The organism is Klebsiella sp. RC2 (genome assembly GCF_014192815.1).
Taxonomy (GTDB): domain Bacteria; phylum Pseudomonadota; class Gammaproteobacteria; order Enterobacterales; family Enterobacteriaceae; genus Klebsiella; species Klebsiella variicola.
Genome location: NZ_JACHYL010000007.1, coordinates 236,041 through 250,831, shown reverse-complemented (window position 1 = coordinate 250,831; position 14,791 = coordinate 236,041). Strand labels below are relative to the sequence as shown.

Here is a 14,791-nt window from a genome sequence, read left to right as displayed (position 1 = left end):
TCGGACACTCTGTAATAAGGCGGTAAATTTATGTGAAGTTGATCGCAGATATAAACGCTGTTAGGGTAAAAAAGGGGAGCAGGTCAATTTCATCAGGTATCACGATCGGCCGCTCTATTTATTCACCAGTAGCCAGAGCAGGCGTCAACAGGTTCGGTTGTACATTCTGTCAGCAGACAGTGCAGGCAAACCTGCTACGCTTGAAATGAGGAGCACAGCAATTCACCGCTCCTGACGCACGATACGAATGGCCTTGTCATTCGGCGATGATGCGTGTACTCAAGGCGGAGTAGCAGAGGAAAAATATGCTTAAAAGGAAAAAAATAAAGCCCATCACCCTTAAGGATGTGACCATCATCGATGATGGTAAACTGAAAAAGGCGATCACCGCGGCCTCCCTGGGTAACGCGATGGAGTGGTTCGATTTCGGCGTCTATGGCTTTGTGGCCTACGCCTTAGGTAAAGTCTTCTTCCCCGATGCCAACCCAAGCGTGCAGATGATTGCCGCACTGGGTACCTTCTCCGTTCCATTTTTAATTCGTCCGTTAGGCGGCCTGTTTTTCGGGATGCTGGGCGATAAATATGGTCGGCAGAAAATCCTCGCAATAACCATCGTGATCATGTCGATAAGTACTTTCTGTATCGGCCTGATTCCGTCGTATGCCACGATAGGCATCTGGGCGCCGATCCTGCTGCTGCTGTGTAAAATGGCGCAAGGCTTCTCGGTCGGCGGTGAATATACCGGGGCATCGATCTTCGTCGCGGAATATTCTCCTGACCGTAAACGCGGCTTTATGGGCAGCTGGCTGGACTTTGGCTCCATCGCCGGGTTTGTGATGGGGGCCGGCGTGGTGGTTCTCATCTCCAGCGTGGTGGGGGAACAGAACTTTCTCGACTGGGGTTGGCGTATCCCGTTCTTCCTGGCGCTGCCGTTAGGCATCATCGGTCTCTATCTGCGCCATGCGCTGGAAGAGACCCCGGCGTTCCAGCAGCATGTGGACACCATGGAGCAGGGCGACCGTGAAGGACTGCAGGACGGGCCGAAGGTCTCTTTTAAAGAGATTGCCACCAAGCACTGGCGTAGCCTGCTGACCTGTATTGGTCTGGTGATTTCCACCAACGTGACCTATTACATGCTGCTGACCTATATGCCGAGCTACCTGTCGCATAACCTGCACTACTCGGAAGATCATGGGGTGCTGATCATCATCGCCATCATGGTCGGGATGCTGTTTGTGCAGCCGGTTATCGGTATGCTCAGCGACCGCTTTGGCCGTCGTCCGTTCATCCTGATTGGTAGCGTGGCGCTGTTTGCCCTGGCGATCCCGGCCTTCATTATGATTAACAGCAACGTGATTGGCCTGATTTTCGCTGGTCTGCTGCTGCTGGCGGTCGTGCTGAACTGCTTTATCGGGGTGATGGCCTCCTCGTTGCCGGCGATGTTCCCGACGCACATCCGCTTCAGCGCCCTGGCCAGCGCCTTTAACATCTCGGTGCTGGTTGCTGGTCTGACGCCAACCCTGGCAGCGTGGCTGGTGGAAACCACTCAGAACCTGATGATGCCGGCGTACTACCTGATGGTCATCGCGGTGGTGGGGATGGCGACGGGTCTGTCGATGAAAGAGACGGCTAACCGCCCGCTGAAAGGGGCGACCCCGGCGGCGTCGGATATCCAGGAAGCGAAAGAAATCCTTGGCGAGCACTACGATAACATCGAACAAAAAATCGAAGATATCGATCAGGAGATCGCCGATCTGCAGGCAAAACGGTCGCGTCTGGTGCAGCAGCATCCGCGTATCAACGACTAACCGTTTTCACTGTTAATCATGCCGCCTGGGGAGACCCCGGCGGCATTTTTTATGCCTCCGGCAAGGCCAGCCCGTGACGTCGCTGCTGGCTAAGTTTACGGTACTGCTGCGGCGGCATGCCCACGTAGCGGGTAAAGGTGCTGTAGAAGCGGCTGCTTGAGCGAAAACCGGCGGTAAGGGCAATATCCAGGATGGTCTTGTCGGTATCGCTCAGCAGCGCCCGCACATGATTGATCCGCATGGCGGTAATATACTGCTTCATGGTCTGCTGCATCACCCGCTGAAAGACCCCCATCGCGTAGTTCGGGTTAAGCTTCACGTGCTCGGCAACGGCATTGACGGTCAGCGCCTGGTCATAGTGGGCGGCGATAAACTCCAGCATCTGGCTGACATAAAACTGCGCGTGGCGCGAGACGCTATTCTTGTGGGTGCGCGAGGTTTTGTTGACCAGAATCGGCTGCCAGCCGGAGAGGCTCAGCCGCTTGAGCATCAGGGCGATTTCATCGATCGCCAGCTGGCGAATCTGTTCATTGTCGTGGTTCAGCTCCTGCTGCCAGCGGCGCACTTCAAAGGCGCTTAACTGCTGCGCGGCGAGGGACTTAATTACCATTCCATGGGTGACGTGGTTGATAAGCCCCCGGTCCAGCGGCCATGAGAGAAACAGATGCATCGGCAGGTTGAATATCGCCATCTGCTGGCAATCGCCGGGGCGGGTCAGCTGATGCGGCGTACAGGCCCAGAACAGGGTGATATAGCCTTTCTCAATGCGCACCACTTCGTTATTAATCAAATACTCCACGTCGCCATCGAACGGCACGTTGACCTCCACCTGGCCGTGCCAGTGGCTGGTGGGCATGGCGTGCGGCGGGCGCAGTTCGATATCCATACGCTGATACTCGGAGTAGAGCGCCAGCGGGCTGCGGCTCTGCTTTTCGTCGCTGCTGCACATAAAGGGATCGGGGGGCAGGGAAGTAAAGCGGTGTTCCATGATTAACGTATTCCTGGATTGTCAGAGTGGCTGCATTTTTCGCCAGAACTGACTACAGCTTAGCGGAATAACCGGCCCGTTTTCTCTCCTTTTAAGTCGATCTATTGCCAAAATCTCAGATTTTGTGGCGCTTAATGGCCGATCTGAGTTTACGGGAATGCTCCGGCGGGAACAGGGCAGCGTAACGCTGAACGACGTGCCACTCTGCAAGTGTTCAATGACCTGATGGAGAGTGCGTGATGACCGCCCCAAAAATTACTTTTATCGGCGCCGGTTCGACGGTGTTCGTCAAAAATATTCTCGGTGATGTTTTCCAGCGCCCGGCGCTGAAATCGGCGCATATCGCGCTGATGGATATCGATGAAACCCGGCTGGAAGAGTCGCATATCGTGGTGCGCAAGCTGATGGATTCGGTGGGCGCGAACGGCGAAATCAGCTGCCATCGCGATCGTAAAACCGCCCTGCAGGGCGCCGATTTTGTCGTCGTCGCTTTCCAGATTGGCGGCTATGAGCCCTGTACCGTCACCGATTTTGCCGTCTGCAAGCGCCACGGCCTGGAGCAGACCATTGCCGATACGCTGGGGCCGGGAGGCATTATGCGCGCGCTGCGCACCATCCCCCACCTGTGGGCTATCTGCGACGATATGACCGAGGTCTGCCCGGACGCCACCCTGCTTAACTATGTCAACCCGATGGCGATGAATACCTGGGCCATGTACGCCCGCTACCCGCATATCAAGCAGGTTGGCCTCTGCCATTCGGTACAGGGGACGGCGGAAGAGCTGGCGCGCGACCTCGATCTCGATCCGGCGGATTTACGCTACCGCTGCGCGGGAATCAACCATATGGCGTTCTATCTGTCGCTGGAGAAAAAGCTCGCGGATGGCAGCTACGTCAGTCTCTATCCCGACCTGCTGCAGGCCTACGCCGAGGGCCGGGCGCCGAAGCCTAACCTGCACGGCAACCCGCGTTGCGAAAACATCGTCCGCTACGAAATGTTCAAAAAGCTGGGCTACTTTGTCACCGAATCGTCGGAGCATTTCGCGGAATATACGCCATGGTTTATCAAGCCGGGCCGTGATGACCTTATTGCCCGCTATAAAGTGCCGCTGGATGAGTACCCTAAACGCTGCGTCGAGCAGCTGGCCAACTGGCATCAGGAGCTGGAGAGCTATCAGCGCGGCGAGCGCATCGAGGTGAAACCATCCCGCGAGTATGCCAGCACCATCATGAACGCCATCTGGACCGGCGAGCCAAGCGTGGTGTACGGCAATGTGCGCAACGATAATCTCATCGACAACCTGCCGCAGGGTTGCTGCGTGGAAGTGGCTTGCCTGGTGGACGCCAACGGTATTCAGCCGACCAAAGTGGGCGCGCTGCCGGCGCATCTGGCGGCGCTGATGCAGACCAACATCAACGTACAAACGCTGCTGACGCAGGCGATCCTCAACGAAGACCGGGATTACGTCTATTACGCCACGATGATGGATCCGCACACCGCCGCGGTGCTGGGGATCGAAGAGATCTACGCGCTGGTGGACGATCTGATCGCCAGCCACGGCGACTGGCTGCCGGCCTGGCTGCACCGTTAATCCTCTCATGCCGCCGGGGGCAACGAACCCGGCGGTGCCTGTCACGCTCTATCAAACGCTGAAGGAGGCGCTGGCGACAGCGACCTGTACCCTATGAGTATTTCAATGACAACAAAGCTCAGCTACGGATTTGGTGCCTTTGGTAAAGATTTCGCTATCGGTATCGTCTACATGTATCTGATGTATTACTACACCGATATTGTTGGCCTGTCGGTTGGGGTGGTCGGCACCTTGTTCCTGGTGGCAAGGATCCTCGATGCGATAGCCGATCCGATCATGGGATGGATCGTCAACTGCACGCGATCGCGATGGGGGAAGTTCAAACCGTGGATCCTGATCGGCACGATAACCAACTCGGTGGTGCTGTATATGCTGTTCAGCGCCCATCACTTCAGCGGCGGGGCCCTACTGGCGTGGGTGTGGCTGACCTATCTGCTGTGGGGCTTCACCTATACCATCATGGATGTGCCGTTCTGGTCGCTGGTGCCGACCATTACCCTCGATAAACGTGAACGTGAACAACTGGTGCCTTACCCGCGCTTTTTCGCCAGCCTTGCTGGGTTTGTGACGGCCGGCGTCACGCTGCCGTTTGTCAGCGCCGTGGGCGGCGCCGACCGCGGTTTCGGTTTCCAGATGTTTACCCTGGTGCTGATTGCCTTCTTTGTGATTTCCACCCTGGTCACCCTGCGTAACGTGCATGAGGTTTACTCCTCGGATAGCGGCGTGAGCGAGGATTCCAGCCATCTTTCACTGCGCCAGATGGTGGCGCTCATCTATAAAAACGATCAGCTGGCCTGCCTGTTAGGCATGGCGCTGGCCTATAACACGGCGGCGAACATTATCGCTGGCTTTGCCATTTACTACTTTACCTACGTGATTGGCAGCGCGGAGATGTTCCCGTATTACATGTCCTACGCGGGGGCGGCGAATTTGCTGACGCTGATCCTGTTCCCACGACTGGTGAAAGGGCTGTCGCGGCGCATTCTGTGGGCGGGTGCTTCGATCATGCCCGTGCTGGGCTGCGGCGTGCTGTTGCTGATGGCGCTGAGCGGCGTTTACAACATCGCGCTGATTTCGCTGGCCGGGGTGCTGTTGAATATCGGCACCGCGCTGTTCTGGGTGCTGCAGGTTATTATGGTGGCCGATACCGTCGACTACGGCGAATATACGATGAATATCCGCTGCGAAAGCATCGCCTACTCGGTACAGACGCTGGTGGTGAAAGCGGGCTCGGCGTTTGCGGCCTGGTTTATTGCCATCGTGCTCGGTATCATCGGCTACGTGCCGAATGTTGTGCAGTCATCTCACACGCTGCTGGGGATGCAGGCGATTATGATTGCGCTGCCGACGCTCTTTTTCGCCCTGACGCTGTTTCTCTATTTCCGTTATTACAAACTGAATGGCGATATGTTGCGCCGTATTCAGATTCACCTGCTGGATAAATATCGCCGGGTACCGGAAAATGTCGTCGAGCCGGAACGGCCGATTGTGGTACCCAACCAGGTGTAAAAAGCGTGCGAAAACCGCTGAGGAAAGAGGGGAGGGATGCTCTCTTTTTGTACAAGAACAGTGTCTGAAACAGACAGAAAGAGAGAAACTGTATTTCTCTATTTTGTCTCAGTTATTTCTCTTTCAGGGCGCATTGAATTGTTCGTTTCTCCATTTGTTCTCAAATAAAACTCGGAATTGTCTCTTTTTCGTGCTCTTGCGCGGCTTTTTAACTCTTGCTACTCTTTTTGGGTCTTACATTTTTCTCTTATTTGTCTCAGTGATGGAGCAATGCGATGCGCATTTTTATCGATGATGGTTCAACCAATATCAAAATGCTGTGGGAGCAAGATGGCGAAACTTTCACCCATATCAGCCCCAACAGTTTCAAACGCGGCTGGTCTGCCACCTTCGGTTCCGGGAAGCCTTTTAACTACACCGTGGATGATGAAAAGTACTCATTCGACCTGATCACTCCCGATGCGCTCCCCACCAATAACATTGACTGGCAATATAGCCCGTTGAACTCCATCGCTGTCCATCACGCGCTGCTGACCAGCGGTCTTGAGCCGCAGGATGTCGAGATTGTGGTCACCCTGCCGCTGACCGAATTTTACGACGAAGATGCGCAATATCGCCTCAACAATATTGAGCGCAAGAAAAAGAGCCTGCTGCGCGACGTTAAACTGAACAAAGGCGTGGTATTCAATATCACGAAAGTTACCGTGCGTCCGGAATCCATTCCGGCGGGGATCAGCCTGTGCGATGAACTGAAACCGTCGCATTCGGTGCTGATTATCGACCTTGGCGGCACCACGCTGGATATTTCAATGGTCGCCGGGCAGATGACCTCGGTTTCGCGCATTTACGGCGATCCGAAGCTGGGCGTGTCGCTGGTGACCGATGCCGTTAAGCTGGCGCTGGCCCGGGCGAATACCGACACTTCCAGCTATAACGTTGACCAGATAATCATCAACCGCCACGACGAAGAATACCTGACCGACAACATCAACGATCCGGATGCGGTTTCTGAGGTGAAGAAGGTGATCAATAACAGCATTGAACGTCTGACCACCCGCGTCCTGACGGCGATTGATAGCTTTAAAGGCTATTCGCACGCCATCGTGATTGGCGGCGGCGCGCCGCTGGTGGCCGATGCGATTCGTGAACGTATGGGGCTGCGCGAGGACCGTTTCGTGGTGGCTGAAGAGCCGCAGTTTGCCCTGGTGCGTGGTCTGAAAATTATTGGTTAAGGAGCGTCTATGACTCTGGATCGCAGAAAAGTGCTGATTTACCTGCGCCCGGATATCAGCGCCAGCGAGCGCTTCGCGGACGCAAAAATTGAGGCCCATCACCGTGGCGACCGCGGGGATATGTCGCGTACGGCGCTTCTGGCGGGGCTGGCGTTAGGGGAAGTTGATAGCCGCTTGCCGTCGATGCTGGCGGCGCTGCTGGCGGAAGATACTAAACCGGAAACGCTGCGTAAGATGCTGGCTTCGTTCCTTGAGATCCAGCCGGCCTCTTCCGCCCCGGCATCCGCGCCAGCGGCGGCTCCAGCTAAGGCGCCGGAGCCACCCGCGCCGGTCAGCGAGAGCGTCTCCGCGCGTAATCTCGCCGGTTCGTTACCGGATTAAGCGCTATTCCCGGTTTGCGCTATTCGGGAAACTCCCCGGCTTGCGCTGCGCTTAGCCGGGCTACTGTTTGCACTGTCCGGTAGCCCCGGGTAAGGCGGAACGCCGCGACCCGGGAAATTCCCCGGCTTGCGCTGTGCTTAGCCGGGCTACTGTTTGCACCGTCCGGTAGCCCGGGTAAGGCGGAACGCCGCGACCCGGGGAACTCCCCGGCTTTCGGCTGCGCTTAGCCGGGCTACTGTTTGCACTGTCCGGTAGCCCGGGTAAGGCGGAACGCCGCGACCCGGGAAATTCCCCGGCTTGCGCTGTGCTTAGTTTGTAGGCCGGATAAGGCGTAGCCGCCATCCGGCACGAAGGCGGAACGCTGCCACCCGGGATGTCGCCCCTATCCGTGGGCGAGGAAGCGGGCCAGGCGCTGCTGCAGCAGGCGATTTTCGCGGGTCAGCCGCGCGTTCTCATCCAGCAGGGTCAGCGCCACCGCGATCCCCGGCCAGTCCAGCTCCAGCTCGTTACGCAGGCGCACCGCGCGATGGACAATCGTCACCGCGCTGTCGTCGAATAGCCAGGTTTCCGCCTGCGGCTGGTGCGGTTCAATCATCCCCAAGCCGACGATCTCCGTCAGCTCCTCTTCCGATACCCCGGTACGCAGGCACAATTCGGTAATGGTAAACGTCACTGTTACTGTAGCCATCAGGCTTTCCCCCATGTCTTACGCGGATCGAAGCTGGCTTCGGCGGCGGCCAATTGTTGCCAGAGCTCACGCGCTTTTTCATCTGGTTTTGGCGGCATGACAATTTTGATGACGGCGAACAAATCGCCAGTGTGGGTTTTGCTCACCAGCCCTTTGCCCTTGATACGCAGTCGCTGCCCTGCCTGACTGCCCGGCGGCACCGTCAGCAGAATGCTCTCTTTCAGGGTGGGCACCGTGACTTTCGCACCCAGCGCGGCCTCCCATGGCGCCAGCGGCAGGACGATCTCCAGGTTATGGCCGACAATATCGAACAGCGGATGCGGGGCGATGTGGATAACCAGCCACAGATCGCCGTTCGGGCCGCCGTTTTCGCCCGGCGTTCCCTGGCCTTTCAGACGGATACGCTGACCATCGACTACCCCGGCGGGGATCTTCACATTCAGCGTTTTCGGCGTTTCACTTTCGATCATGCCAAACACGTTGTACACCGGCAGGTTATAGCTGATGGTGCGCGTCTGCTCGGCCAGCGTCTCTTCAAGGAACACCGCCACTTCGATCTCCAGATCGTGGCCGCGTGCGGCATGCTGACGGCGACGCTGATGCGCCTGCTGGCCAAACATGGAGGAGAAGATGTCGTCGAAATCTTGCTGGCTGTAGCTCTGCTCGTGTGTCTGCTGCTGGCGACCGAAGCCGGGATCGTTGCGATGCTGCCAGAGCTGATCGTATTCGGCGCGCCGCTGCTCATCTTTCAGGACTTCCCAGGCTTCGGCGAGATCCTTGAATTTGGCTTCGGCATCGCTTTCTTTACTGACGTCGGGGTGATATTTGCGCGCCAGGCGGCGGTAGGCGGTCTTGATAGTTTTCAGATCGTCGGTTGGTTGCACCCCGAGAATGGCATAATAATCCTTCAATTCCATGATTTTATCTCATCTATGCTCAGTGCGGTGGTTACATATTCCCTGGAACAGGCGTCAGTATAAAGCGTAGGGCAAATGCGCCCTGAAGGGGAAGAAAAGTGGCGGAAACTTGACGCCGTCGGGGTCGGCGGCGTCGTGGGCGAGGCTAGTCTTTCGCCTGCGGCCGTGGGCGGCGGCGCCATCCTTCAAACAGCACCAGCAGCGCGCCGACGGCGCCAGCCACGCGCGCGGTGCCGTCCCCGGCGGCGGGAAACAGTTGCTGAATGGTGGGATCGCTGACCAGCATTGAGCCGGCAATCCAGCCGATGAGCATTCCGCCCAACAGCACCACGGCGGGAAAGCGGGTGAGCAGGACCAGGACCAGTTTACTGCCCGCGACGATAATCGGAATGCTGATCGCCACGCCGAGGGCGACCAGCGCAATGTGCCCTTTTCCCGCCGCAGCGACCGCCAACACATTATCCAGCGACATGATCACATCGGCGACGGTGATGGTGATCGCGGTGCGCCACAGGCTCGCGGAGCTGCCGACCTCGCTCTCTTCTTCCTCATTACTCACCAGCTTCATACCAATCCACAGCAGGAGCAACGCGCCGACTATTTTCAGCCACGGTAGCGACAGAAGATACAGGGCGAGCGCCAGCAGCAGCACGCGCGCCAGGATCGCCCCCACGGTACCGATGATGATCGCTTTGGTGCGCTTTTGTGGCGGCAGTTTGCGGCAAGCCATGGCTATCACCACGGCGTTATCGCCGCCCAGCAGTAAATCGATGGCGACAATCTGCAGCATAATCACCGCCATGTCCCATTGTTGGAGTAACGCATTCATTTCGAGAGAAACCACCTGAAAAAAGAGCAAGAAAAACCGCTGCGCAGGGTACTCCGCCTGGGGCGCATTGACCACTGACGCAGACCCACGCCGTCGCGCGGGAAAAGCGTGCCTGAAAAATAAAGTTACGAATCAACGCGCCGTTGGGCAAGGCTTCGGCGAAAAAGGGTGATATTTTGTCACCCAGACTCACCTGCCGTTCACTTATCGCAAGGATCCCCACTATGTCTGGCCACAAGAAATACCTCTCTGTCGCCCTGCTGAGCGCTGTCTTACTGCCGGCGATGGCCTCTGCCGCTGACGCGCCGGCGACTTTCACCCCGGAACAGGAGGCGAAAATCGGCAAAATCGCCGCCGACTACCTGGTCGCCCACCCGGAAGTCCTCCTGCAGGCGAGCCAGAAATTGCAGCAAATACAGGCTGAACAGCAGGCCAGCGCGGCCACTCAGGCAGTGCTGAAAAACGCGGCTGTATTGACCCAGGATAAAAATACCCCGACCTACGGCCCGGCCAACGGCAAAGTCACGGTGATCGAATTCTTCGACTACCAGTGCGTGTACTGCAGCCGTCTGGCGCCGGTGATGGAGCAGGTGATTAAAGCGCACCCGCAGACCCGTTTCGCCTTTAAAGAGTGGCCGATTTTCGGCGGCCGCTGGGAAAGCTCGCTGGAGGCGGCAAAAACCGGCCTGCAGATCTATCAGCAGAAAGGGGCGGATGCCTATCTGGCCTACCATAACGGGATTTACGCTACCGGCCATAACGAAGGTAAGCTGACGACGGCGGATATCCAGCAGCAGGCGAAGAAAGCCGGCTTTGATGCGAAGAAGGCCACCGACGTCGAACCGGTGCTGCAGAGCATTAACGATCTGGCGCAGGAGATTGGTCTGAGCGGCACGCCGGGCGTGATCGTGATGCCGACCACCGGCGCCACGGAAGCCAGCATCACCGTCTTCCCGGGGCTGGCGGATCAGGCCTCGCTGGAAGCCGCCATCAAAAAAGCCGGCGGCTGATCCACGGCGTCGTAACCCATACAGGCCGCCGACGGCGGCCTTGCTCTCATGCGCGATCGCTCTCTTCCTGCGGCGGCGGTAACGCGTGGCTTTTTAAATCAATAATCTGCCCGATTTGATCGTGGTAAACGGTGAGCAAATTATAGCGGCTCATCTCCGAGATAATCTGCGGCGCAACGTTAAAGCTGCTCGCCAGCTCATCATGTCGCAGGGTGAGCACCGCGGTATGATGCCGGGTGCGAGCGCGGCGCCGGTTGTAATGATACCAGAGGATCAACAGCCAGCCGTTCAGTGCGGCAATCAGCAGATACACCAGCGCCGTATTCAGTGAAGCCATCAGCGACTCCCAGCGCGGAGAGGGCGGCGCGATGAACTGCATCAGCAAATTGGCGTACAGAAAGAACAGAAAACCGAGCCAGGCCAGCAGCGTTAAACCGGCGTCGACCAGCCGGGGCAGCACACGGTGTTCGGTTAAGATGAGCGTATTTTCATTCATCACAGGCTTCCTTTTCCCCGGTCCGGACTCACCCAGCGCGCGCGGGAACGTTGACGTTTCACCATCACTTTCGGAAAAGCGACCAGCGTGGTCAGCAGGCCGATCATCCAGTAGACCATCGGGAACCAGATCACCCAGAACAGTGATTTGGCGACCTTTTTCTCGTAGCGTCGCTCGATATACAGACTGGCGACGAACTGCAGCAGGCACATCACGCCAAGCAGCATGCCGGTGAACTCCGGCGGAAACAGGCTGTGCACCGCCAGATTGTCAGGCAGCGGCATCAGGCGGCTGAGGATAAACAGCAGAATGGTAACCGCGTAGGCAAAGGCCCACAGCGTGGAGCAGGCATACTCCAGAAACAGCGGCCACATCCGATGATGCTCCCAGTGAAACAGGCGACGGAGGTTGACCAGAAAAACCTCCGCGCCGCCCTGCGCCCAGCGCAGACGCTGCTTCCATAACCCTTTGAGGGTCTCCGGCATCAGGATCCAGCACAGCGCCCGCGGCTCGAAAAAGATGTCCCAGTGGCGGAGCTGAAGCTTCCAGCTGATATCAATATCTTCGGTGATCATATCCGGGCTCCAGTAGCCGACGTCCGCCAGCGCCTGGCGCCGGAAGGCGGCAATCACACCGGAGACGGTAAAGACCCGGCCATAGATCCGCTGCGTCCGCTTGATAAGCCCAATGATCGACGAAAACTCACCCACCTGAATGCGGCCGATCAGCGTGGATCGGGTGCGGATCCGCGGATTGCCGGTGACCGCCCCGACGTGCGGATAGTGGATCAACGGCGCGACCAGCCAGGCCGCGGTATCCCGGTCCAGCAGGGCGTCGCCATCGATGCAGACCAGCAGATCGCCGCGGGCGGCGGCGGCGCCTGCTTTGAGCGCTACCGCTTTTCCCTGATTGGCGGCAAGGTGGATCACCCGCAGCCTCGGCTCCTCCTGCGCCAGCTGCTGGAGCACCTGGGCGGTGTTGTCCGAAGAGCCGTCGTTAATGGCGATCACTTCGAGATTGGCGTAACGCTGGGCCAGCGCCGCGCTGATGGTTTCCCGAGCATTTTTCTCCTCGTTAAAACAAGGGATCAGGATCGAAATCAGCGGATTGCCGGGCAGCGTCGGCGGCGGGGTATCCTCCCCCCACGGCCAGTGGCGTTCCAGCTGAAACCAGAAATAAAGGCCCCCGGTGATCCACAGCACTGACATAAACAGCGGCCAGAAGAAGACAAAGTCGAGGATAAGCTCGCCGGTAAATACCGCTGCGACGCCTAACGGCAGCCCGAATACGAGGCATAAAATGCACAATGCGATAATGCGATCAGTCATGGTCAGGGTACCACCAGGAAGAAAATTGCGGCCTGATACGGGAGATATCAGGCTGGTTGTTAATAAAATCGTCAGGGTAGTAGCCGTAATTTTTGACGCCGTTCAGCCGCAGCAAACGCATCCAGTCCGCCAGCTGCTGGTCGGGAATAGCGTTTTGCTGGCGTCGGTTCCAGTCTCGGGCCTGCAGTTCAAAGATGGTTTTCTTCAGCGCGCCCGGGTGGCTGGCGACGGCCTGGACCAGCCGCGTCAGCCAGGCCTGGCTGGCGTCAATCGGTACGGACTCCATCAGCGGCATCGCCATGGGTACCGTCCAGTCATAGGCGGCAAGGAAGTCATCCAGATTCTGCGCGAACCAGGCTTCGCTCTGCGGCTCCAGGATCGGCAGGGCGAAGAGATTACGCGCCGTTTTCACCTGCGGGCCGCGGATGGCCTGCACCGCCTGGCGTAGATCCAGAGTGAAGCGGGTCAGGGTTTGGCTTTTGAAACGCATCCATGCCTGGCGCTCTTGCGGACGTTGGGGCACCGGGCCGGCATCGTGCCCCAGACCCGTCTGCCGCCAGGCGGCGACCGCCTCCGGGCTCACGTCTTCAAAATCGGTCAGCACGGCGTCATCGTGAAACAGAATCCCGCTGAAGCTGGCGTGCCGGGCCAGATCTTCGTAGATGTCGGTGATCTGCTGGCGAACCCGGGGATCCCAGGGCGACAGACGGACGTACGGCTGGCGGGCAAGTAACGCCTTCCCGGTTTGCGGATCCCAGCGCTGAACGCGCGGCAGATCGGACGAGAGATCGAAGGCCAGCACCGGCATCCAGGCATACACCTTCACCCCGCCGCGGGTCTGCAACTGCCAGGAGACGAAGTTAAACAGGTCGGCGCGCATCGGCAGCCAGCGGTTGGGGAAATAGAGCGACTTGACCGTGCCGTCGCCCTGCGGGTCGGAAAAGGCCTGCAGAAAGACATGGCTGATTTTCATGTCATAGACGCGCTGCACCAGCTTATCGATATTTTTCGCCTGCTGGACGGGATTGGGGTCATAGACATAGTCCAGATCCACATGCATCACCCGAACAGGATCGGCTTCCTGAATCTGGGTTACGGCGTTGGCAAAGGCCTTGATCGACGGGTTACCGGCGATCAGCATGCGTGGAATATTGTCCAGATCTTTCACATTGCCCAGGCCGTCGTTCAGCGTAAACGCCAGCTGATACCCCTGCTGTTTGGCGATAGCCAGGGTGCTGCCGCTGGCGGCGCCATAGGGCCACACCCAGGCGCGCGGCGCTTTCCCGGCGACCTCGTGGATTTTCGCCGTCACTTTCTGCACGTCATCGGCCATGCGCCGGGTAAACTGCGCGTCGCTTTCATAGCGGCCGGTGGTTTTATCCCAGCCGCGGTTGGCGGCGGCGGGCTCGCGACTGCCCTGCGGATTGGCCGGCAGACCGTAGTGCGAGGCCCAGGTGTGCGCGCCGATCTCCACCAGCGGCGAGCGGCTGAGCTCGCGCACCATCTCCCAGGTAGCGAAGCGCTCGCGCGGCGTCATCAGGCCGCCAAAATTAACGGGCTGGCCAGCGGGAGTGTCCACCCAGCTGCCCACCGGCGCCCACAGCGCCGGAACATTCCAGGCTTTAAGTAGCGGCCAGACGCGGGTGTAAAAGCTGCTATAGCCATCGTCGAAGCTGAGAAGAAAAGCCTTGGCCGGCAGCGGCTTAACGCCATGGTGTGCATCGAGAATGTCCTGGACGCTCACCGCATGGTAGCCGTGATGCAGCAGCCAGGCGATCTGTTCGTTGAGCGCACTGGTGCGCACTGAAAGATAACGCTGGTCGGCGGCATCGTCTTCGACGTCATGGTAGGCCAGCACCAGAAAGCGATCCGCCGGCCAGGGTTGATTGGCCTCCGGTTGGGGGCGCTGCTGCGGGGCGAGGAAGGGGACTTCCTCAGCACGCACGCTGAAGATAAGGCACAGCCAGACGAGAAGCATCAGGCCGTTGCGCAGGGTCGTGTTCAGCATGGTCA

General features: G+C 58.3%; 13 protein-coding genes and 2 pseudogenes. 8 read left to right on the top strand and 7 right to left on the bottom strand.

The window, feature by feature from the left end; genetic code table 11:
* The first annotated feature begins 305 nt into the window (after nt 1-305).
* Nucleotides 306-1,808, top strand: a complete 1,503-nt coding sequence (proP, locus tag FHW76_RS21280) for a glycine betaine/L-proline transporter ProP (RefSeq protein ID WP_008807240.1) — start codon at nt 306-308, stop codon at nt 1,806-1,808.
* Between the two features lie 49 nt (nt 1,809-1,857).
* Here the strand turns inward: proP and melR are convergent, their stop codons facing one another.
* The gene (melR, locus tag FHW76_RS21275) at nt 1,858-2,796 is read right to left on the bottom strand and encodes a transcriptional regulator MelR (protein ID WP_183476973.1); all 939 of its coding nucleotides are present in this window, start codon (nt 2,794-2,796) and stop codon (nt 1,858-1,860) included.
* 239 nt (nt 2,797-3,035) lie between these two features.
* On the opposite strand from melR, the gene FHW76_RS21270 reads away from it, so the two are divergent.
* From FHW76_RS21270 to FHW76_RS21255, 5 genes and pseudogenes are all read left to right on the top strand, one after another.
* Nucleotides 3,036-4,388 carry an alpha-glucosidase/alpha-galactosidase gene (locus FHW76_RS21270; RefSeq protein ID WP_038422008.1) on the top strand — a complete coding sequence of 451 codons (1,353 nt, stop codon included), beginning with the start codon at nt 3,036-3,038 and terminating at the stop codon, nt 4,386-4,388.
* 93 nt (nt 4,389-4,481) lie between these two features.
* Nucleotides 4,482-5,897 carry a melibiose:sodium transporter MelB gene (gene melB, locus FHW76_RS21265; RefSeq protein WP_008807237.1) on the top strand — a complete coding sequence of 472 codons (1,416 nt, stop codon included), beginning with the start codon at nt 4,482-4,484 and terminating at the stop codon, nt 5,895-5,897.
* A 5-nt stretch (nt 5,898-5,902) separates the two neighbouring features.
* Nucleotides 5,903-6,034, top strand: a pseudogene (locus FHW76_RS26715) (hypothetical protein).
* Between the two features lie 138 nt (nt 6,035-6,172).
* Entirely contained in the window at nt 6,173-7,129 is a 957-nt protein-coding gene (gene parM, locus FHW76_RS21260) for a plasmid segregation protein ParM domain-containing protein (RefSeq protein ID WP_183476971.1), read from the top strand.
* Nucleotides 7,130-7,138: 9 nt separating this feature from the next.
* Nucleotides 7,139-7,510 carry a plasmid partitioning/stability family protein gene (locus tag FHW76_RS21255; RefSeq protein ID WP_016160127.1) on the top strand — a complete coding sequence of 124 codons (372 nt, stop codon included), beginning with the start codon at nt 7,139-7,141 and terminating at the stop codon, nt 7,508-7,510.
* Between the two features lie 382 nt (nt 7,511-7,892).
* Here the strand turns inward: FHW76_RS21255 and cbpM are convergent, their stop codons facing one another.
* Nucleotides 7,893-8,198, bottom strand: a complete 306-nt coding sequence (gene cbpM, locus FHW76_RS21250; RefSeq protein WP_012543142.1) for a chaperone modulator CbpM — start codon at nt 8,196-8,198, stop codon at nt 7,893-7,895.
* Nucleotides 8,198-9,115: a curved DNA-binding protein gene (gene cbpA, locus FHW76_RS21245; RefSeq protein WP_008807234.1), complete on the bottom strand. Its 918-nt coding sequence runs from the start codon at nt 9,113-9,115 to the stop codon at nt 8,198-8,200. The genes cbpM and cbpA overlap by 1 nt, the downstream gene beginning before the upstream one ends.
* Before the next feature lie 75 nt (nt 9,116-9,190).
* Here cbpA and FHW76_RS21240 point away from each other — a divergent pair.
* Nucleotides 9,191-9,298 (top strand): annotated as a pseudogene (locus FHW76_RS21240) (hypothetical protein); the annotation flags it as partial.
* Here the strand turns inward: FHW76_RS21240 and FHW76_RS21235 are convergent.
* Nucleotides 9,261-9,944 carry a TerC family protein gene (locus FHW76_RS21235; protein ID WP_012543141.1) on the bottom strand — a complete coding sequence of 228 codons (684 nt, stop codon included), beginning with the start codon at nt 9,942-9,944 and terminating at the stop codon, nt 9,261-9,263. The pseudogene FHW76_RS21240 and the gene FHW76_RS21235 overlap by 38 nt on opposite strands.
* A gap of 224 nt (nt 9,945-10,168) precedes the next feature.
* On the opposite strand from FHW76_RS21235, the gene FHW76_RS21230 reads away from it, so the two are divergent.
* Nucleotides 10,169-10,954, top strand: a complete 786-nt coding sequence (locus FHW76_RS21230) for a DsbA family protein (protein ID WP_008807232.1) — start codon at nt 10,169-10,171, stop codon at nt 10,952-10,954.
* A 46-nt stretch (nt 10,955-11,000) separates the two neighbouring features.
* Here FHW76_RS21230 and pgaD read toward each other — a convergent pair whose 3' ends face one another.
* Genes pgaD through pgaB form a run of 3 tightly spaced genes read right to left on the bottom strand, consistent with a single transcriptional unit; the run spans nt 11,001 to nt 14,786 of the window.
* Nucleotides 11,001-11,450 carry a poly-beta-1,6-N-acetyl-D-glucosamine biosynthesis protein PgaD gene (pgaD, locus tag FHW76_RS21225; protein ID WP_012543140.1) on the bottom strand — a complete coding sequence of 150 codons (450 nt, stop codon included), beginning with the start codon at nt 11,448-11,450 and terminating at the stop codon, nt 11,001-11,003.
* A complete protein-coding gene (pgaC, locus tag FHW76_RS21220) occupies nt 11,450-12,778 on the bottom strand; it encodes a poly-beta-1,6-N-acetyl-D-glucosamine synthase (RefSeq protein WP_008807230.1) in 1,329 nt (442 codons plus the stop codon). Before pgaC ends, pgaD begins: the two co-directional genes overlap by 1 nt.
* A complete protein-coding gene (gene pgaB / locus FHW76_RS21215; RefSeq protein WP_012969134.1) occupies nt 12,771-14,786 on the bottom strand; it encodes a poly-beta-1,6-N-acetyl-D-glucosamine N-deacetylase PgaB in 2,016 nt (671 codons plus the stop codon). Before pgaB ends, pgaC begins: the two co-directional genes overlap by 8 nt.
* Nucleotides 14,787-14,791: the final 5 nt, after the last annotated feature.